The sequence below is a fragment of the Blastomonas sp. AAP25 genome, assembly GCF_001295965.1.
GTDB classification, from domain to species: domain Bacteria; phylum Pseudomonadota; class Alphaproteobacteria; order Sphingomonadales; family Sphingomonadaceae; genus Blastomonas; species Blastomonas fulva.
Map to the genome: position 1 here is coordinate 158,383 of NZ_LJHP01000020.1, position 17,704 is coordinate 176,086.

Here is a 17,704-nt window from a genome sequence, read left to right on the forward strand (position 1 = left end):
TTCCGGCGCATCCGGCAAGCGAAGGAGATCAACGATGAAGCATGTTCTGAAGATGGGCTGCGTTGCAGCGATTCTCATGGCCGCTCCAGCTCAGGCGCAGTTGCTGGGCAGCGGCGGCCTGGGCGGTGGCGGCCTGGGCGGAGGCTTGGGCGGTTCGCTCGGTGGAACGCTGGGCGGCACCCTGGGCGGCACGATCGAGCGGCCGACCCGTGATCTGGACGCGAGCGTGGAACGCACCCGCCGCTCGGTCGATGCAACCGGCAACGCCAGCGGCGAGGCCCGCGGCGAAGCGCGCGCGCGCCGGCAAGTCGATGCCCGCAGCGGCCGCGTAGCGGCAGATGGCGGTGGCAGCGCCAGCGGATCGGGCAATCTTGCAGGCACTGGCGGACTGCTGGGCAACGGCATCGCCGGCGCGGTCGGCGGGTCGGGCGCGGGCAGCGCCAATGGCGGCGCCGAGGCGACGCTGATCGGAACCGACCGGGCGGGCGAAATCGCGCGCAGCGGCGCTGGCTCGGCGCGCAATACCGTTGCCGGTGCCCGCCAGAGCGCAGTGCAGCAACTTGGCCTCGCGCAGGCCGCAGCAGGTGGCGCTACCGGCCAGATCGGAGCGGTTGCCGGTCTTGCAGGCAATGCCGGTGGTTCGCTCGCGGGCAACGCAGGCGCGATCGCAGGCAGCGCGGGTGGCTCGGCCAATGGCAGCGGGGCATTGACCGGTTCGGGCGAATCCGGGCCTGCAACGCTCGCCGGGATGCCGGTGACAAACGCAAAGGGCCGTGCCATAGGATTTGTGCAGAGTGTGCGGACCGGAGCCAATGGCGCTGCAGACATGGTGATGGTCGAGATCGATGACCGCATCGTGCCGGTGCCCGCGAGCCAGTTGAGCGGCAACGGCGATGTGCTGGTCACGGCCATGTCCGCAGGGCAGATCAAGGCAGCGGCAAAAGATGCCCAGCCGGGCGAAGCCCAGGCCGAGCCAGGCCCCGAATGACCTGCGGGTCCATACGCCGCAGCCGGTCAGGGGGTACTAACCCTGCCCGGTTGCGGCATCGCCCCTGCCGGGGTACCAGCGCAAGACGCGCACATCGCCCGCCATACGCCAGAAGGCCTGGCGCTTGCATGCGGGCCAGCATGCAGTGTCACCACCGCGTGGCGCACGCCTGCGGCTTTGGTGACGTGCAAGTTAATGGCGCGTTAGGGGCTGAAGCCCATTGTTCACTGCATGGGGGGCACATGCGGCCGGAAAACCAACATGACATCTCGCGCACCGCCTATCAGTCCTGAACAAACGATCCTCCAGCTGATCGCGAAATACTCGCGCGACGTGATCGCGCAGGTTCGCCCCGACATGACCTTCAGCTATATTTCACCGTCTGCCGAACGGCTGTTCAACCGTCCGACCACCCAGATCATCGGGCATCACATTGCCGAGTTCGTGCTGGAGGAAGACCTCACGCTGATCGCGCAGGCGACTCACCAGGTGGTCTCTGGCAAGGCGGACGACAGCGTCGTGACAGTGCGCGTCATCAAGGGCGATGGCAGCCTGATCTGGGTCGAAGTCGCATCGCGGCTGATGGACCAGACCGAAACCGGCGCCCCGGGCAACCGGGCGGTGATCATGCGCGATGTTTCCGAGCGCAAGGCGCTGGAAGATACGCTGCGCACCATGGCGCTGAAGGACGGGCTGACGGGGCTGGCCAACCGGCGCTCGTTCGACGAGACGCTGCTGATGGAGTGGAAGCGCACGGCGCGCGCGCGATCGCAGATGTCTCTTCTGCTCGCCGATATCGACGGGTTCAAGACGTTCAACGACGCTTTCGGCCATCAGGTCGGTGACGATTGCCTGCGCAGCGTCGCCAACGCACTGGTATCGGTGGTGCAGCGCCCCGGAGACACCGTCGCCCGATATGGCGGCGAGGAACTGGCCATCATCCTGCCCGAAGCGGATGCACAGGCCGCCACGATCGTGGCCGAGCGCGCCAGACAGGCGGTCGAGGATCTGCAGATCCGTCATGCAGGCTCGAGCGGTCAGGTGCTGACGGTCAGTATCGGGTCGGCAACCGCGCGCGCCAGCCATGGCGGCTCTATCGGAATGCCGCAGGCGTTGCTGAGCTCGGCTGACCGGGCGCTTTATTCAGCCAAGGCCGAGGGGCGAAATTGCTGCAGGGCAGCCGTGTCGCTGGTCGAGCGCTAGGGGGCGCGTGCCGGTTGTGCGAAGTCCATCGTCACGTAGCACCAACGCGAGACAAACAGACCGACAGCCGGTTTTTCCGGCATCCACCAACCGACTTGCGGGCCGACCGCCGCTGATCATTGGCTGACCAGCTGGAATTTCGATCCGAAAACGAATACTGCCACCTTGATCAAGCGCGCCAAACCCTTTGCACCAAGGCCGCCCGGCTGTAGCGTCCCAATGGGCCTTGCGTTTCGACCCGTCAGGACGTTCGGGTTTGGTCGCTCAAGGCAGAATACCAGCCATCGACAGGCGACCCCTTCACAAGCACGAAAGAATATTCAGTGTCGAAAATCGTCAATGGCGCCAGCCTGAAACCACGGACCGGAACTCGGCCCAGGAACATCGTGCTGCTGCTTCACGGCTATGGTTCGAGCGGCACGGACATGATTTCGCTCGCGCCTCAATGGCAGGATGCGCTTCCCGATACGTTGTTCCTTGCGCCGCACGCGCCTCAGCGCTGCGGGATGATGGGGGCGGGGTATCAGTGGTGGGGGTTATCGGGGTTCGCGCCGTCGGCATTGGCGGCGGGCGCAGCATCGGCCGCTCCCGCCATCGACGCCTTCATCGACCGCAAGCTCGCCGAGTATGAACTGACCGAGGCGGACCTGGCCTTTGTCGGGTTCAGCCAGGGCACGATGATGGCGCTTCATATCGCGCTGCGCCGACCAAGCGCGGTCGCTGCCGTGGTCGGCTATTCGGGGATGCTGACCGCAACGGCAGGGCTTGCGCATTCCGACTTCGCGAAGCCGCCGGTGCTGCTGGTGCATGGGACCGCCGATCCGGTCGTACCGATTGCGGCGCTGCATATGGCAGAAAGCGAGCTCAAGCGGCTTGGCGTCGCAGTCACGACGCACGTCTCCTACGGTGTAGCGCACAGCGTCGATCCTGTCGGTCTGCGACTGGGGCGGGATTTTGTCCGTGACGCCTTTGATCGGTCGTCCTGAGCGCCTTACATGACCAACGGAGCGGCATATCCCGTCAGCTCAAGATAGCCCCGGCCACCTTCGGTGCGGACCAGCCCCTCCCAATAGACCGGCAGACCGCTCGAACGCGCATCGAGTTCCTGGTCTGCGAACATGGGCGCGAGCGTCAGGCGCTTCTGGCCCTCGGGCAGCTTGATCGTCAAAATCTGCGCCACCGGATAGGTTGCTCCTGTCCGCTTCGATCGCCACGTCCGCGTTGGCGTGAAGGTGATATCGCCCGGCTCGAGAGTCACCGCTGTTCCGTTCGCGCGCCGGAATTTACCACCGGCCCAGATGCTGCGGCCATCTTTGCCCCGGATACGGAACGCCATCAGCGCTGCCCCATCGTCGAAGTTGAGCCCCGTCCAGTCCCAGCCGACCGCCGCTCCGCCCAGGTAGCGCGACGACCATTCCCGGTCGAGCCAACTGCGCCCCCTGACGGTCTCGGTCGATGAGCCGCGCGTGATCGTTCCTGTCGTCTCCAACTGCGGCAGCGAATAATAATAGCTGGCAGATTGAGGCTCGGGCCCCTTGCGGCTGTAGCCGCCTCCGCCCTGCAGGATCGGTCGCTGCGTGGGCGTGAATATCAGCTTCAGCGCAAACCCGCGCGCGACGATCCGCGCCGAAAAGCGACCATCGGCCAACCGGGCCAATCGCCAATCCTTGATGCGAACATCGGCGTCACCAACCTTGGCTTCGGCAATGCCGAACCCGCCACGCGCCGCGCGCTGATCATGCAGGAGTTTGCCGATGGCTGGATCCGAAACGGCAGCGTGGGCAAAGAGCACCTGTCTCGGCGCAAACTTGCTGGGGTTGCCGTGATCGACCCGCGGCCGCGTGCGAAAGAACGTGATCTGGAACCCCAAATCCTTGCCTTTGGAGGTTTTGACTGTCCCCGTCACATACCACCATTCCGTGCGGAAATCCGGATGCGCGCCGTGATCGGCTGGAAAGGAAAAGGCACGGCCCGGCGTGACATCAGGATAAGACAATCCCGGTGTCTGCGCGACACTGGCAGTGGTCAGCGCGAGGGCTGCCAGACTGAGCGATGCTGCGCGGATCACCAGTCGGCCCTCACCGCGCGAACCGCATCCATCGATGCGGCGCGTCGCCCGGCAAGCATTGCCGTGATCGCCGAGGATACAATCAACGCCGTGATGACCGACAGCATCAGCGTCACCGGCAGCCGCGTCGTCATCGTCCAGTTGAACGATTGGGGATTGATGACATGGATCAGCACCTGGCTGATCGCGACGCCCAGTGTCACGCCGATCAGGCCGCCGACCGCGCCCAGCAAGGCGCCCTCGATCCCGAGCATCGCGACAATCTGTCCGCGCCCGACGCCGATGTGGCGCAGCATTCCGAACTCGCGTGTCCGTGCGCTGGCCTGCGCCGAAGCGGTGGTCGCAACGCCGGCCAATCCGACGATGACCGCAATCGCCTCAAGCACATAGGTAATCGCAAAACTGCGATCGAATATCGAAAGCGCCAGGGTGCGCAGGCTTGCAGGTTCAGCCATTGTCAGACGCGACTTCAAGGGCGGCGGGGCTGCAGCCCTTATGGCCCGCTGCACAACCTTTATATCCGCGCCGGGTTCCAGCAGCACCATGGCATCATCCCTCACGCTGTCGCCGGTAAGCCGATCGTAATCGCTCGAATCGATCACCGCCGCGCCTTGCTGCCTCGAATAGTCGCGCCAGATGCCCGCCACCGCAAAGCGGGCGCCGGTGCCAATCGGCAAACGGATGGCATCGCCGGGTTCAACCGCCAGGATACGCGCCGCAGGTTCGGAGAGCCAGACCGCGGTGGTGCCAGGCGGCGGCATGACTTCCTCCCCCAGCAATTCCAGCGCCGCACCGTCCGTGCCGACCGGACGTGCGATCAGGCTCATCGGAGGCTCGCTCGGATCGAGAACGATGGGCACTTGCCGGCTGAACGCGATGGAAGCGATGCCGGGGATCGCCGCCATCCGGGTTTGCGAGCCCTGATCAAATCCGCCCCAGCCCGGCTCCGACCGGACATACAGATCGCCCGACAGAATGTCGCCAAGCCATTGATCGACCGCCCCGCGAAAACTGGTCACCATGACCGCCATCGCGATCATCAGCGCCGTACTTGCCACGATGCCGCACAAAGCGGTTGCGGCGGCGCTCGGTGCCCCATGAAGATGCTGGATCGCCAGATCCGTCGGCACATTGCGGTGCGATGTCCGGGCCAGCGGAGCAAGGAGCGCGCGCGCAAGCCATGGCATCGCCGTGATCCCGGCGGCCAGCAACAACGCGACCGAAAGGTAGCCGAACAGCGGCAGCCGTCCCACCGCAGGCAGCAACGCGGCACCTATCCCGGCAACCAGCAGTGTGAGCGGCAACCCGCCGGCCAAATGATCACGCGGGTCGATGCTATCCCCGGCATTCTTGAGCGCAACGGCGGGGGCGGCGCGTGCGCCGCGCAACGCCGGGATCAGGCTGCCCCCGACCGCCGCTGCAACCCCCAGGGCAAAAAACCCGGCAGCTGCCAGAGGCGCAAGGATGAGTGCAGGCGGCGCACCGTCGAAAATCCCGCTGCCAAGATCTCCGCCGAGGATATCGAGCGCGCCGGCAGCCAGACCAAAACCTATCAGCAAACCAAGCGTCGCCCCGATCAACCCGGCCAGCGCGCCTTCGATTGTCACCAATGCAACAATCCCGCTGCGTTGCATCCCGATCGTGCGGAGCAAGGCGAAACTTTGCAGGCGCCGGGTGACCGAAAGCGATTGTGTGGAATAGACGAGGAATGTGCCGGTAAACAGCGCGACCAGCGCCAGCATCGTCAGGTTGACACGATAGGCGCGCGAAAGACCATCGCTCTGTTGGGCGTCGTCATTCTGGTCGCTGACGATTGCATCTGCCGGGATCAGGGGCCTCAATCGGGCACGGACGTCGCCTGCCTGCACATCGGAGGTCAATTTGAGGTCGATCCGGTCGATCTTGCCCAGCCGCCCGAAAAGCCACTGCGCGGCGGCAATGTCCATCATGCCGACGCGTCGCCCCTCGGCAATGGCCGGCAGCAGGCCGCGCACGGTCATCGGATGCACCTGCCCATTGGCATTGATCATCACACGGTCACCGATGCGCAACTTTCCAGCGATCAGCGCAGCTTGCGACAGGAACAGCGCGTCGCTGGCAAACACATCATCGCCCCCGCCGCCCTGTTTTCCGCCACCGGGGCCGCTGGCGGGCGCACCGATCAGGCTGGGCGTCACCTCGGCCGCGCGGATGATATCCAGCCCGAGCAATGTGAAAGGCTCGCCGCGCGCAACCCCTGCCCTGAGCACGACGACCGGGCTGGCATCGGCGACCCCTTCAACCTGCAAAACCTTGGCATAAAGCGCTTCGTCAAAGCCAAGACGGCTTGCCGCCTCGATTTTCAGGTCCGCGGCACCGTTGACCGTGTTCACCGCCTGACCAAATGCCGCGAGTGCCGATCCGTTGATCAGATGCACCGCAAACCCCAGCGCGACCCCGATGGCAATGGCGATCAAGGCAATCGCGATCCGCCCGGGATGCTGCCGCGCCTCGCCTGTGATCAGCCACGCAAGCGCCCGGGCTGAATTGCTAGACATTGGCGGGGGCCAGTCCATTCTCGGTCAAGACGAGCGTCCGGTCGGCGATGGCTGCTGCCGCGGCCGAGTGCGTGACCAACAAACCTGCCGATCCCGAATTCCGCGTCGAATCCGCAAACAGCTGCAAAATGTGCGCGGCCGTTTTGCTATCAAGGTTTCCCGTCGGCTCATCGGCCAGGATCAATGCCGGTCGATGGATCAGCGCCCGCGCAATCGCAATGCGTTGCAGTTCCCCGCCAGAAAGATCGCGCGCATAGTCATCGCCCCGGCTGCCGAGACCTACCATGTGAAGCATCGCATCCGCGCGCGCTGTGATCTCGCTTTTGTCACACGCCGCCAAGGCGAGCGGCAGCGCGACGTTTCGGCGCAGGGTCAGATATGGGAGGATATGAAAAGCCTGAAACACAAAGCCGATCCGGCGGCGGCGCAAATCGGTCAGCCCGCGATCATCGAGCAGGCCCAGATCTTCGCCGCCAATCAGGATATGGCCTTCATCATGAACATCAAGCCCCGCAGCGATGTTGAGCAATGTCGACTTGCCCGACCCTGACTCGCCGATGATGGCGACAAGTTCCCCCGCCGCAACGCTCAACGAGAGATTGCGAAACAGAACGCGACCGCCAGGAACGCTTTTGGTGAGCCCGCGCAATTCGAGTTGTGGGGTCAACGTTGGTCTTTCGGCTCTGTCGGGCTGGAGCGCATGATAGCGCATGGCCGTCTCGGACCGCCTTTTGGCATCAAACCCGTGCCCTGGCTAGATTGCCTTTCTGGGCACGTTTTGCAGATCATGCCGCGCGGTGCGGCCTCAGCCAGTTCAAGGCCGCTTACTGACCAAAACCTGCGCCAACCTCGCTGCCGGGTATCGGCAATGCCAGCCGCCATTGAGCATTTCGATAGGTTTGATCTATCGCCGGGCCGCCAGTATTTCTTGTTCACCATCAAGGCCTGTAGCCTATCTTGCTACCTGTTGCAGTTATCATGCTCCTGTACGGAGGAACGATAAGGGCATCATGAGGACACAAATCAGACATTTCTGAACGGCTTGTCGGCCCCTGTTTTTCAATCGGGAATGACGTGATGTATCGGTACATGGCATCGGGCAATTCAGGCGGTGGCTTCATTCACGGCGATCAAGAAATGAGGTTTGGCGAGAGAAGTTTTTCTTGTGCCCTATCCCTGATCTGCACGTGCTGCATATTTTTGGCCCCCATGCTTATCTCTGTCGAGGGCCGCGCGAATATCATGAGCAGTGTGCAGGTTTTCGTCATCAGCGCAGAAGACGCGAATGAAGGGCCCATCGCAGAGTCAGCCGGGAAAAAGTACGATCAGCCAGAAGGGGTAGACAAGCGCCGGGATGACAATGCCGGGCAGCCAGCACCCCGGCCAGCGTCCACGATACCGGAGCCTCCGGCATTTCCACGGGTGCGCCATCCGGAGCCGATCGAACTACCGGACTTTTCCCAGACGTTGAATGCGGCTGCCGATATCCCGGACAGCATTTTCGACCAGATTCCTGCCCATGCAGGCAATGCCCTTGTGGATACGGGCGCGCCGAGCGTGTCCGGCGCTGGCGATGGCAGCTCCGGAACAGGCGAAGGGAGCAGCGGCTCCGCTGAGAGCGGCAAGGGGATGGCAAAAGTATACACCGCGTCCTGGGCGCCAAGCATGGACTTCTCCAAGGACAACAAGTTCTACCCGCCCGGTGCTGCCGCTGCCCGTGTCGAAGGTGTAAATGCAAGGTGGTTCGCCGCGACCGGGTGCGCAATTGCCATCTCCTAGGGGAAATCCCGCGCGGCTACGGTTTTGGCGAGGCTGCCTTGAAGACCGAACCGGGCCTGCGCATCCGGTTACACGATCGCGCTGGCCGGCGCGTCTTTGACGAATGGACCATTGTCACGTCCACCTTCAGCCTGGCGGACCTTGCATCGGACTAGCGGGAGCGCCGCACCACTTCGCTGGTGCCGACACTGGTCGTGGCGAGCCGTCATTTGCTCGCTTCAAAAGACTTCAGCGCCGCGGTCGCATTAAATTCAGAATTTGCTTCCATATTCTGAACAAGTTGGTAGAGAAGCGGGGCTCACGTCGCATGCGACGGATAATCGGCAGCATTATGCCACCTCTTATCCCTTTCTAGCACTACTTGAAGCCGGGATGCTCCGCTGTTGGCGCATGCCCGTCATACTTGGGATAAAGGCTTATCCATATGATTACCGGAACCGTGAAATTCTTCAACGCCGACAAGGGCTATGGCTTCATCGCGCCAAATGGTGGCGGCGACGACGCGTTCGTACACATTTCCGCCGTCGAACGCGCCGGAATGCGTACCCTCGACAAGGATCAGACCGTTTCTTACGAACTGGAAACCGATCAGCGCGGCAAGACCTCGGCAGTGAATCTTCAGGCTGCATGATTGATGCGGGGCAGTGCGGTCAACGCGGCCGCACTGCCCCGCTCCTTGTACCGAGCTCAGTTTTCCGGAGGCAAAAATGACTGATCCTAAAAATCGTCCGTTCCTTATCAACAAGGATGCCGATGGAAATGTTCGGCTTACGGTGCGCTCCACCCGCTACAACTCGCAAGGTTACCCCTTGGTGACGTCGCTGCTGCAGGACGAGCTGTTCAAAACTGCAACCGCAGCGCGCGCATTCGCACAGGAACATTTCGGTGCTCGCCCGGGCGAATACTCAGCAAAGTAACTGCTGGCTGCTCCGCCTCGACCGCGGTCCAAGCTGACCGCTTCAAAAACCTAAGCCATTCAGGACCTCTCGGCCTCGCCACCTCCTCAAGCTGGGGCAGGTCTCTGCCGATGGCGGGGTGTGGAGAGGCAGGAGCAGGCGTCCGAGGACCGGGTTGGCCAGGTCAGCCGCCGCGCATTCCACGATGAACCTGCCGGATGACCATGGCTATGGTTGGTGGCGGCAGACATTCGCGGTGCAAGGCCGGTCGATCGACACCTATTTAACCAGCGGCAATGGCGGGCAAATGCTGCTCGTGATCCCCGAGCTGGAAATGACCGTGATGTCCCAGGCAGGCCATTACAGCGACGCCCAACGCGTTCCGCGACCGGATCGTGGGGACCTTCATCCTTCCGGCAACAGCATCTGCAAAGGCGAGAAAACGACAGGCCAGCCGCGGCCGCAAGCTGGCTTTTAAGCCATCCACGGAACGGCTTGCAGGCTGCCTCGTAACCCTGTCTGGCGCGCCGGGTCTGCCGCACGGGTTTCAGTCGAACGAGGGATGCAATCACGATGGTCTCCGCAGCATCCGTCACGATGCCGTATTGCGGGCTGATCACTGCTGATCGCTGGTTGACCAGCTGGAATTTCGATCCGATCGTGATCGCCGCGATCGCAGCGGTATCGGTACTGGCCCTGCACGGACCCCGCAATCTTGGCGCGCAGCGCTGGACCGCGGTCGCGCTGATGGCGATGCTTTGGATCTCTCCCCTGTGCGCGGCATCCGCGACCCTGCTGTCGGTGCGCGTTGCGCACCACATGGCGCTGATGCTGCTGCTGGCGCCCGCGCTGGCGCTGGGCTGGCCAAGCGTCCGGCTGGGCGATCCGCTGGCCTGGGCGATCGGCGCATCGCTGGCGCTGGCCGCGTGGTTCGTACCGTCCGTGTACAGCTTTGCGTGGCAATCGGATGCGGCATACTGGGCGCTGCAGCTGGTGATGCTCGGCGCGGCGTGGCAGTTCTGGGCGACCTGGTTTGCACCGGCCACCGATTCCCGGCCTCTGATCGCGGTTGCAGCTCCGGCTCTGCTCGCGATGGCGATGGGCTTTACCGGTGCGCTGCTGACTTTCGCCCCGCGCCCGCTGTTTGCCGAGCATATCTTCACCACAGTGCTGTTCGATGTCTTGCCCTTGTGGGACCAGCAACTGGCAGGCCTGCTGATGTGGACCGCGGGCATGGTGCCGATGGCGCTGCTGGCGTTCGTGCGGCTGGGCAGGCTGGCGGGCGCTCCGGCCGAGGGCGCGCGATGCTGATCACCTGGTCGACCCTGATCTTCAAGGCGCTGCATATCTCGGCCATCGCCCTGTGGGCGGTGGGGCTGATCATGCTGCCGCTGCTGTTCCGGCGCTATCGTCCCGGGCTGAGTGATGCGGCCTATGCCCGTTTCCGCAAGCTCACCCATCACAGCTATGTCCGCTTCCTCACCCCCGTAGCGGTGGTTGCGGTCGGCACCGGAATCGTGCTGATCCTGATGCGCGGGATTTTCGAGCCCTGGCTGTACGCCAAGCTGGCGCTGGTCTCGCTGCTTGCGGTGCTGCACGCCTATATCGGCCACATGATCGTGCAAACCGCAGAGACCCGCGGAACGGTGCGCCTGCCCTCACCCTATCTGGTGCTGGCCCCGGTGCTTCTGGTGCTGGTCGGCATCCTGGTGCTGGTACTCGCCAAGCCGGTGCCGGCGCTCGATTGGCCGCAGTGGATGACCCAGCCTCAATCCTGGTCGCTGCCGCGTTGGGTGCCGATTTGATAGTCGAACACAAGCTTGCCGCCGTGCCAACCGGTAAGGCCCGTCATCAGGACGCACAGGGCAGAGAGCATCACCCCATAAGGCAGGATCGCGCCGACCGGGTCGCCCAGCCTCAGGCCCCAGTTGCCGCCCAGCACCGACAGCAGGGTCATGGCGAGGATGAAATGCGTCCAGCTTGCCGCGCGCACCCGGATGCCCGGGACCGCGAACAGTTCGACCGTGCCGACCATGCCGGCCAGAACGCCGAAGATGAAGCCCGATCCGATCGCCCACAGCGCGGCGCGCGCCCAGAACACGTCGCCGGTGGCCCAATAGAGCAGATCCGCTCCGAAGGTGCCGAACGCGGCGGAAATCGGAAAGGCGACCATCATCGCGTGCACCGGATGACTGGCAAAGGCGATCCGCGATTCGGTCTCGTCGAAGCTGCGGCGCGAGAGAATGGGGTCGGAGCGCAGGGTCTTGGTCTTTTCGGTCATCGCGCTCGTTTTTCCTGCAGCCGTTCAGCTCTTCCAATGCGCGCATGCCTGTTCGGTTCCCTTTTGCTGCTGGCCGCCTGCCAGGGTCCGCTCTCCACGCTCGATCCCGGCGGCCCGCAGGCGCGATCGGTTTTCGTGTTCACCTCGGCGATGGTGCTGGTCGCCACAGCCGCTTTCGTGCTGGTGATCGGGCTGTTTGCGATCGCGCTGCGGCGGGGCAAGCGGGTCACGGGTGGCGATGCTGCTTCGGCGACGCAGGCCGAGCGGCGTTGGATACTGTGGCTGGGCATCGCCTTTCCGATGAGCGTGCTCACCGTGCTGCTGGCGGCAACCTTGTGGGTCGGCGAGGGTCAGTTCGTGCGCGACGACCGCCTGCCGACCTGGCGCGCGACCGCGTCGCAAGGGGGCTGGCAGTTCGCGCCGCTGGGCGCCGATGGCATGCAGGGCGCGACCACCGACCGGCTGGTGATCCCGGCAGGCGAGCCGGTGATCGTCGAGATCGTCTCCACCGATGTGATCCACAGCTTCTGGGTGCCAAGGCTTGCGGGCAAGATGGATGCGGTTCCCGGCAAGCCCAACCGCCATCTGATCCAGGCCGATACCCCCGGAACCTATCTTGGCCAGTGCGCCGAATATTGCGGCGTCGGCCATGACCGGATGCGCTTCGAGGTGCTGGCCACCGCCCCGCGCGGTTCTTCAGCCGGGGGCCAGCCATGACGACGCACCAGACATCTGCCCAGCCGCCCGTGACCCCGCACGATCCCGCCGCGCTGCATGCCGAACTCGACGCGGTGTGGCGCGGCCTGCCGGGCTGGCGCGGCTTCGTCTGCGAGGTCAATCACGGCGCGATCGGGCTGCGCTTCATGCTCACCGCGATCGTCTATTTCGCCATCGGAGGCGTGCTGGCGATGCTGATCCGCGTCCAGCTGGCCAGCCCGCGCGCCGCCTTTGTCGGCCCGGACATCTACAACCAGCTGTTCACGATGCACGGCACGATCATGATGTTCCTGTTCGCGATTCCCATGCTGGAGGGGCTGGCGCTGTATCTGCTGCCCAAGGTGATGGGGGCGCGCGACATGGCCTATCCGCGGCTCTCGGCCTTGGGCTGGTGGTGCTATGCGCTGGGCGGGCTGATCTTGCTGGTGGCGATGCTGGCAGGCGTCGCGCCCGATGGCGGATGGTTCATGTACACGCCGCTATCGGACAAGGTGCACACGCCGGGGATCAACGCCGATGTCTGGCTACTGGGCATCACCTTTGTCGAGATTTCGGCGATCTGTGCGGCGGTGGAGATCACCGTGTCGATCCTCAAGCTGCGCGCCGAGGGCATGGCGCTGACGCGGCTGCCGCTGTTCGCGTGGTACATGCTGGGCACGGCAGCGATGATGCTGATCGGCTTTCCGCCGCTGATCCTGGGCTCGATCCTGCTCGAGGTGCAGCGCGCGTTCGACTGGGCGTTCTTCGATCCGGCGCGCGGCGGCGATCCGGTGCTGTGGCAGCACCTGTTCTGGCTGTTCGGCCATCCCGAGGTGTACATCATCTTCCTCCCCGCCGCGGGCGCGCTGTCGGTGATGATCGCGACCTTCGCGCGCCAGCCGATCATCGGCCATGCGATGATCGTCGCAGCGATCTGGGCGATGGTGTTCCTGAGCTTCGGACTGTGGGTGCACCACATGTTCACGATCGGCATTCCGCATCTGGCGCTGGCGTTCTTTTCCGCCGCCTCGATGCTGGTCGCGGTGCCGACATCGGTGCAGATATTTGCCTGGATCGGTACCTTGTGGAGCGGACGGCCGCGCTGGTCGCTGCCGATGCTGCACATCACCGGCTTCTTCCTCACCTTCGTGCTGGGCGGGCTGACCGGCGTGATGCTGGCCGCCATCCCGTTCAACTGGCAGGCGCACGACACCGCGTTTGTCACCGCGCATCTTCATTATGTGCTGATCGGTGGCTTCGTCTTCCCGATGCTGGCGGCAATCACGTACTGGATGCCGCACTTCACCGGGCGGCGCGCAGTGCGTGGACTGGGGACCGCAGCGTTCTGGCTGATCTTCATCGGGGTGCACGGCACGTTCCTGGTGATGCACCTGACCGGGCTGCTCGGCATGCCGCGCAGGGTCAGCATCTATCCCGACAATCCCGAATGGGAGCTGCTCAACCTCATCTCCTCGGTGGGCGGGTTCATTATGGCCGCAGGCTTCGCGCTGTTCGCGGTCGACATGGGGCTGCAACTCTTCATGGGGCGGCGCACCCGCCGCAACCCCTGGCGCGCGACCAGCCTCGACTGGGCGATGCGGCTGCCGCCGCCCACGTACAACCTCGCCTCGCTGCCGCGCGCGGACATGGAAACCGACGACCGCACCCTCACCCCGTCGCGGCTCGATATGCTCGCGACCACGCTGGCGATGGGCGAAGGCATGCTCGCCGGCGCCCCGCGCGGGGTGCGCGAGACGCTGATCATCGACGCGGTCAGCGGGCGGGCAGAGGCGGTCGCGGTGCTGCCGGCGAACACCATGCGTCCCGCGCTTACCGCGCTCACCATCGGCCTGTTCTTCCTGGCGATGCTGGCGGGCTTCTACTGGGTCGCGGCCGCCGCAGTGGTTCTGGTCGCGGCGATGTGTGCGAGCTGGATCAGGCCGGTGGCGCCGATAAAGGGCACAACCTCCGCTGTGCCCGAGACGATCGAGGGACTGCCCGCGAGCCCGTTCTATTGCCACGGCCTGGGCTGGTGGGGATCGGCGGTGCTGCTGGTCGCCAATGCCAGCCTTTTCGCATCGTTGCTGTTCGCGGTCGCCTTTCTCTCGGTGATCGCGCCGGGATGGGAGGGTGCGGTGCAAGAGAACCCGCACGGCGTGCTGCCGATGGCAGCGTTGCTGGTTACCGCAATCGGCGGGGCGCTGCTGCTCTGTGCGGGCCTGTGGTCGCAGCGTGCCGCAACCGCGGGGCAGCGCGCGCTGGCCTGGGCGGGCATGCTTGCGGTCGCAGCAGGCGCGCTGACGTCGGGCGCGATGATGACCGGATCGCCTGCCGAGCACGCGCGCCATGCGGTGCAGGCCGCAATCCTGGCCTATCTGGTGGTGCACGCGCTGATTTTGGTGACAATGCATCTGGCCGCAGCGCGCGGGCACCGCATCGGTATGCAGGCCGTCGCGACGCAGGGCGTGCTCGCGCAGTGGCATGGCTATACCGGGCTGGTCGCGCTGGTCGGCGCGCTGGCGCTGGCGGTGGCCAAGCTGTGATGCGCAGGTCCGCCCTGACCAGGACGGTGATCGCCCTGCTGTCGGGGCTGCTGCTCTGGGCGTTGTGGTTCGTGCTGGCCTATGCGCTGCACGGCGCGCAATGCGCAGGCGCATTGGGCCTGTCGCGCACCGCCGGCCAGATTGCGCAGGTCGGCTTGTGGCTCGTCGCGCTGGGGGTGATCGCGCTGCTGGCCAGGCGCGCTGCGCGGCTGGATGTATCACAAGGGCTGGGGCGCACGGCCCGTTATCTCCAGATCACCGCGATCGGCGCGACCATCTTCGCCGGTCTACCGATCCTCGTTCTCGCCCCCTGCTGAGCGCTGGGCGATCGTGTTCCGGCTCAGCGTGCCGTGGCCGAAGGCAATCGCCAGACCCCCACCGCGATCCGCACGGGAACGGCCTTGCTGGCCGGAGTTTTCGAGGTGCGATCATGGTGCGACAGTGCGATCAGCGGGTTGAGCTCGGGATAATAGCCCACGATCGTCCCCGAAGGCAGATCGAACGGCACCACCTCCAGATTGTCGATGCGGCGATCATGCCCGTCCTCGGCATCGCCCAGCAGCGATATCCGCTGCCCCGCGACCAGGCCTGCGGCGGCGATGTCTTGCGGGTTGATCAGCACCACATCGCGGGTGCCCTCGATCCCGCGCAGCCGGTCGCTATAGCCATAGATGGTGGTGTTGAACTGGTCGTTGGAGCGGACCGTGACCAGCCGGTAGCGCCCCGGCATGTCTTCCATATCGGTCGCAGCGAGCATCTGCGGCGCGGTGAACACCGCCTTGCCGCTGTCGGTCTTCCAGATGCGCTCGCGCGCGCTGTTGCCGCGATAGAAGCCGCCCGGCTCGAACATCCGGGCGTTCATGTCGTGGAACTGCTCGTGATAGGTCTGTGCGATCAGGTCGCGGATCAAAGCGTAGTCGCCGGTCCACGCATCCCAGCGCACCAGAGGATTGGGATCGAGCGTCGCCTTGGCGATACCGGCGACGATCGCGGTCTCGGACATCAGATGTTCGCTGGCGGGGGTGCGATGACCCAGCGACCCATGGATATGGCTGAAGCTGTCCTCGATCGTCACGGTCTGCGGGCCGGACGCCTGGATGTCTTCCTCGCTGCGTCCGAGACACGGGAGCAGATAGGCGGTGCGGCCGTTGAACAGATGGTTCCGGTTGAGCTTGGTGGCGATCTGCACCGTGAGCTGCAGCTGGCCCCAGGCGGGCTCGACCCGGCCCTGATCGGGAATGGCGCGCAGAAAGTTGCCGCCCAGCCCGATGAACGCCTTCGCGCTGCCATCGAGCACCGCCTCGCACACCTCCACCGTGGTCATTCCGGTGTCGCGCGGCGGCTCGAAGCCGAACTGCTCGGCAAGCGTGTCGAGCGGCACCAGCTCGGGCTTTTCGGAAATGCCCACGGTGCGCTGGCCCTGGACGTTAGAATGCCCGCGCACCGGGCAGATGCCTGCGCCCTTGCGCCCGATATGCCCCCGCATCAGCAGCAGATTGACCAGCATCGCGATGTTCTCGAAGCCATGGACGTGCTGGGTGAGGCCCATGCCATAGACTCCAATGACCCGCTCGGCCCCCAGATAGACGCGGCCCGCCTCCTCGATATCGGCGCGGCTCAGACCCGATTCCTGCTCGATCCGCTCCCAGGATGTCGCATCGGCCCTGGCGCGGAAGGCGTCGAAGCCGGTGCAGTGTTGGGCGATGAAATCATGGTCGATCACCGTCCCGCCCAGCGCATCGTCCTGCGCGAATACATATTTGCACAAGCCCATGATCGCGGCGATATCGCCACCGGCGCGGACCTGCAGATACTGGCAGCTCAGATCGGTGTCGCTGCCGGTCAGCATCTGGCCGACGCGCTGCGGGTTGGTGAAGCTGAGCAGACCCTTTTCCCGGATCGGGTTGAAGGTCACGATCCGGCAGCCGCGCTCGACCGCCTTTTGCAGCGGGTGCAGAAAGCGCGGGCTGTTGGTGCCGGTGTTCTGCCCGAAGAAGAAGATCGCGTCGCATTCCTCGAAATCCTCGAGCACGCAGGTGCCGACCGGCGACCCGATCAGCTCGTTGAGCGTCACCGAGGTCGTCTCGTGGCACATGTTGGAGCTGTCGGGCAGGTTGTTGTGGCCATAGAGCCGCGCGAACAGCGCATAGAGGTACGAGGTCTCCAGGCTCGCGCGGCCCGATGCGTAGAACACCGCCGATTTGGGATCGATGCTCCTGAGCTCGGCGCCGATCGCGGTGAACGCCTCGTCCCAGCTGCATTCGACATAATGGTCGCTCGCTGCATCGAAGCGCATGGGATGGGTCAGGCGGCCGACATGCTCGAGGTCATGGTCGCTCCAGCCGCGCAGTTCGCTCACCGTGTGCTCGGCGAAGAATTCGGGGGTGCAGCGGTGGCTGGTCAGCTCCCAGAGCGTCGCCTTTGCGCCGTTTTCGCAGAATTCGAACGCATGCGGGTGCTTGGGCTTGCCCCAGGCGCAGCTGGTGCACATGAAGCCGCCGGTCTTGTTCTGGGTCGCCAGCGTCGCCAGCGCGCCGGGGGACGACATTTCGCGCGCCATGGTCTGCACCATCCCGCGCATCGAGCCCCAGCCGCCGGTGGATCCCTCATAGGAAACGGTATCGGGATGCTCGTCGGTGCCATTGTCGGGGCTGGTGTCGGTCGTCATGGCCGGGTCCTTTTCGGGAGGTCCCGTAACTTAAGCCCCAGGTGC

At 64.7% G+C, this 17,704-nt stretch carries 17 protein-coding genes; 12 read left to right on the plus strand and 5 right to left on the minus strand.

Annotated features, from left to right (window positions below):
* Nucleotides 1-34: 34 nt before the first annotated feature.
* The 3 genes from IP68_RS13890 (at nt 35) to IP68_RS13900 (ending at nt 3,177) form a co-directional block, all read left to right on the plus strand.
* Entirely contained in the window at nt 35-988 is a 954-nt protein-coding gene (locus tag IP68_RS13890; protein WP_054135594.1) for a hypothetical protein, read from the plus strand.
* Nucleotides 989-1,249: 261 nt separating this feature from the next.
* Nucleotides 1,250-2,191 (plus strand): sensor domain-containing diguanylate cyclase, encoded by a 942-nt coding sequence (locus IP68_RS13895; protein WP_054135595.1) that lies wholly within the window; start codon nt 1,250-1,252, stop codon nt 2,189-2,191.
* 323 nt (nt 2,192-2,514) lie between these two features.
* Nucleotides 2,515-3,177: an alpha/beta hydrolase gene (locus tag IP68_RS13900; RefSeq protein ID WP_231684009.1), complete on the plus strand. Its 663-nt coding sequence runs from the start codon at nt 2,515-2,517 to the stop codon at nt 3,175-3,177.
* Between the two features lie 5 nt (nt 3,178-3,182).
* Here IP68_RS13900 and IP68_RS13905 read toward each other — a convergent pair whose 3' ends face one another.
* Genes IP68_RS13905 through IP68_RS13915 form a run of 3 tightly spaced genes read right to left on the minus strand, consistent with a single transcriptional unit; the run spans nt 3,183 to nt 7,463 of the window.
* Nucleotides 3,183-4,259 carry a lipocalin-like domain-containing protein gene (locus IP68_RS13905; RefSeq protein WP_054135596.1) on the minus strand — a complete coding sequence of 359 codons (1,077 nt, stop codon included), beginning with the start codon at nt 4,257-4,259 and terminating at the stop codon, nt 3,183-3,185.
* The gene (locus IP68_RS13910; RefSeq protein WP_082382372.1) at nt 4,256-6,796 is read right to left on the minus strand and encodes an FtsX-like permease family protein; all 2,541 of its coding nucleotides are present in this window, start codon (nt 6,794-6,796) and stop codon (nt 4,256-4,258) included. The genes IP68_RS13905 and IP68_RS13910 overlap by 4 nt, the downstream gene beginning before the upstream one ends.
* Complete coding sequence (locus tag IP68_RS13915; protein WP_231684011.1) at nt 6,789-7,463, minus strand: ABC transporter ATP-binding protein; 675 nt, start codon at nt 7,461-7,463, stop codon at nt 6,789-6,791. Before IP68_RS13915 ends, IP68_RS13910 begins: the two co-directional genes overlap by 8 nt.
* 422 nt (nt 7,464-7,885) lie before the next feature.
* On the opposite strand from IP68_RS13915, the gene IP68_RS13920 reads away from it, so the two are divergent.
* The 6 genes from IP68_RS13920 (at nt 7,886) to IP68_RS13945 (ending at nt 11,276) form a co-directional block, all read left to right on the plus strand.
* Nucleotides 7,886-8,575: a hypothetical protein gene (locus tag IP68_RS13920; protein ID WP_156318157.1), complete on the plus strand. Its 690-nt coding sequence runs from the start codon at nt 7,886-7,888 to the stop codon at nt 8,573-8,575.
* A 424-nt stretch (nt 8,576-8,999) separates the two neighbouring features.
* A complete protein-coding gene (locus IP68_RS13925) occupies nt 9,000-9,206 on the plus strand; it encodes a cold-shock protein (protein ID WP_054135600.1) in 207 nt (68 codons plus the stop codon).
* Nucleotides 9,207-9,282: 76 nt separating this feature from the next.
* Entirely contained in the window at nt 9,283-9,492 is a 210-nt protein-coding gene (locus IP68_RS13930) for a hypothetical protein (RefSeq protein WP_054135601.1), read from the plus strand.
* A 184-nt stretch (nt 9,493-9,676) separates the two neighbouring features.
* Nucleotides 9,677-9,949: a hypothetical protein gene (locus tag IP68_RS13935; RefSeq protein ID WP_054135602.1), complete on the plus strand. Its 273-nt coding sequence runs from the start codon at nt 9,677-9,679 to the stop codon at nt 9,947-9,949.
* A gap of 95 nt (nt 9,950-10,044) precedes the next feature.
* On the plus strand, nt 10,045-10,782 hold the full coding sequence (locus IP68_RS13940) for a cytochrome c oxidase assembly protein (protein ID WP_054135603.1): 738 nt from the start codon (nt 10,045-10,047) through the stop codon (nt 10,780-10,782).
* Complete coding sequence (locus IP68_RS13945; protein WP_054135604.1) at nt 10,776-11,276, plus strand: CopD family protein; 501 nt, start codon at nt 10,776-10,778, stop codon at nt 11,274-11,276. Before IP68_RS13940 ends, IP68_RS13945 begins: the two co-directional genes overlap by 7 nt.
* Here the strand turns inward: IP68_RS13945 and IP68_RS13950 are convergent.
* Nucleotides 11,240-11,752, minus strand: a complete 513-nt coding sequence (locus IP68_RS13950; RefSeq protein WP_054135605.1) for a DUF2231 domain-containing protein — start codon at nt 11,750-11,752, stop codon at nt 11,240-11,242. The two genes, IP68_RS13945 and IP68_RS13950, sit on opposite strands and share 37 nt — an antisense overlap.
* Before the next feature lie 36 nt (nt 11,753-11,788).
* Between IP68_RS13950 and IP68_RS13955 the strand changes: the two genes are divergently transcribed.
* The 3 genes from IP68_RS13955 to IP68_RS13965 are packed head-to-tail and all read left to right on the plus strand — an operon-like array spanning nt 11,789 to nt 15,308.
* Nucleotides 11,789-12,469 (plus strand): cytochrome c oxidase subunit II, encoded by a 681-nt coding sequence (locus IP68_RS13955; protein ID WP_054135606.1) that lies wholly within the window; start codon nt 11,789-11,791, stop codon nt 12,467-12,469.
* The gene (gene ctaD, locus IP68_RS13960; protein ID WP_054135607.1) at nt 12,466-14,991 is read left to right on the plus strand and encodes a cytochrome c oxidase subunit I; all 2,526 of its coding nucleotides are present in this window, start codon (nt 12,466-12,468) and stop codon (nt 14,989-14,991) included. The genes IP68_RS13955 and ctaD overlap by 4 nt, the downstream gene beginning before the upstream one ends.
* The gene (locus IP68_RS13965) at nt 14,991-15,308 is read left to right on the plus strand and encodes a hypothetical protein (RefSeq protein ID WP_054135608.1); all 318 of its coding nucleotides are present in this window, start codon (nt 14,991-14,993) and stop codon (nt 15,306-15,308) included. The genes ctaD and IP68_RS13965 overlap by 1 nt, the downstream gene beginning before the upstream one ends.
* 23 nt (nt 15,309-15,331) lie before the next feature.
* On the opposite strand, the gene IP68_RS13970 is transcribed toward IP68_RS13965, so the two are convergent.
* On the minus strand, nt 15,332-17,659 hold the full coding sequence (locus tag IP68_RS13970; RefSeq protein ID WP_054135609.1) for an FdhF/YdeP family oxidoreductase: 2,328 nt from the start codon (nt 17,657-17,659) through the stop codon (nt 15,332-15,334).
* Nucleotides 17,660-17,704: the final 45 nt, after the last annotated feature.

Coding starts and splice junctions, on each gene's coding strand:
- IP68_RS13935 (WP_054135602.1), top strand. CDS start 9,677: ATGAACCTGCCGGATGACCATGGCTATGGTTGGTGGCGGCAGACATTC.
- IP68_RS13965 (WP_054135608.1), top strand. CDS start 14,991: ATGCGCAGGTCCGCCCTGACCAGGACGGTGATCGCCCTGCTGTCGGGG.
- IP68_RS13950 (WP_054135605.1), bottom strand. CDS start 11,752: ATGACCGAAAAGACCAAGACCCTGCGCTCCGACCCCATTCTCTCGCGC.
- IP68_RS13940 (WP_054135603.1), top strand. CDS start 10,045: ATGGTCTCCGCAGCATCCGTCACGATGCCGTATTGCGGGCTGATCACT.
- IP68_RS13895 (WP_054135595.1), top strand. CDS start 1,250: ATGACATCTCGCGCACCGCCTATCAGTCCTGAACAAACGATCCTCCAG.
- IP68_RS13945 (WP_054135604.1), top strand. CDS start 10,776: ATGCTGATCACCTGGTCGACCCTGATCTTCAAGGCGCTGCATATCTCG.
- IP68_RS13925 (WP_054135600.1), top strand. CDS start 9,000: ATGATTACCGGAACCGTGAAATTCTTCAACGCCGACAAGGGCTATGGC.
- IP68_RS13930 (WP_054135601.1), top strand. CDS start 9,283: ATGACTGATCCTAAAAATCGTCCGTTCCTTATCAACAAGGATGCCGAT.
- IP68_RS13955 (WP_054135606.1), top strand. CDS start 11,789: ATGCGCGCATGCCTGTTCGGTTCCCTTTTGCTGCTGGCCGCCTGCCAG.
- IP68_RS13890 (WP_054135594.1), top strand. CDS start 35: ATGAAGCATGTTCTGAAGATGGGCTGCGTTGCAGCGATTCTCATGGCC.
- IP68_RS13970 (WP_054135609.1), bottom strand. CDS start 17,659: ATGACGACCGACACCAGCCCCGACAATGGCACCGACGAGCATCCCGAT.
- IP68_RS13920 (WP_156318157.1), top strand. CDS start 7,886: ATGGCATCGGGCAATTCAGGCGGTGGCTTCATTCACGGCGATCAAGAA.
- ctaD (WP_054135607.1), top strand. CDS start 12,466: ATGACGACGCACCAGACATCTGCCCAGCCGCCCGTGACCCCGCACGAT.
- IP68_RS13910 (WP_082382372.1), bottom strand. CDS start 6,796: ATGTCTAGCAATTCAGCCCGGGCGCTTGCGTGGCTGATCACAGGCGAG.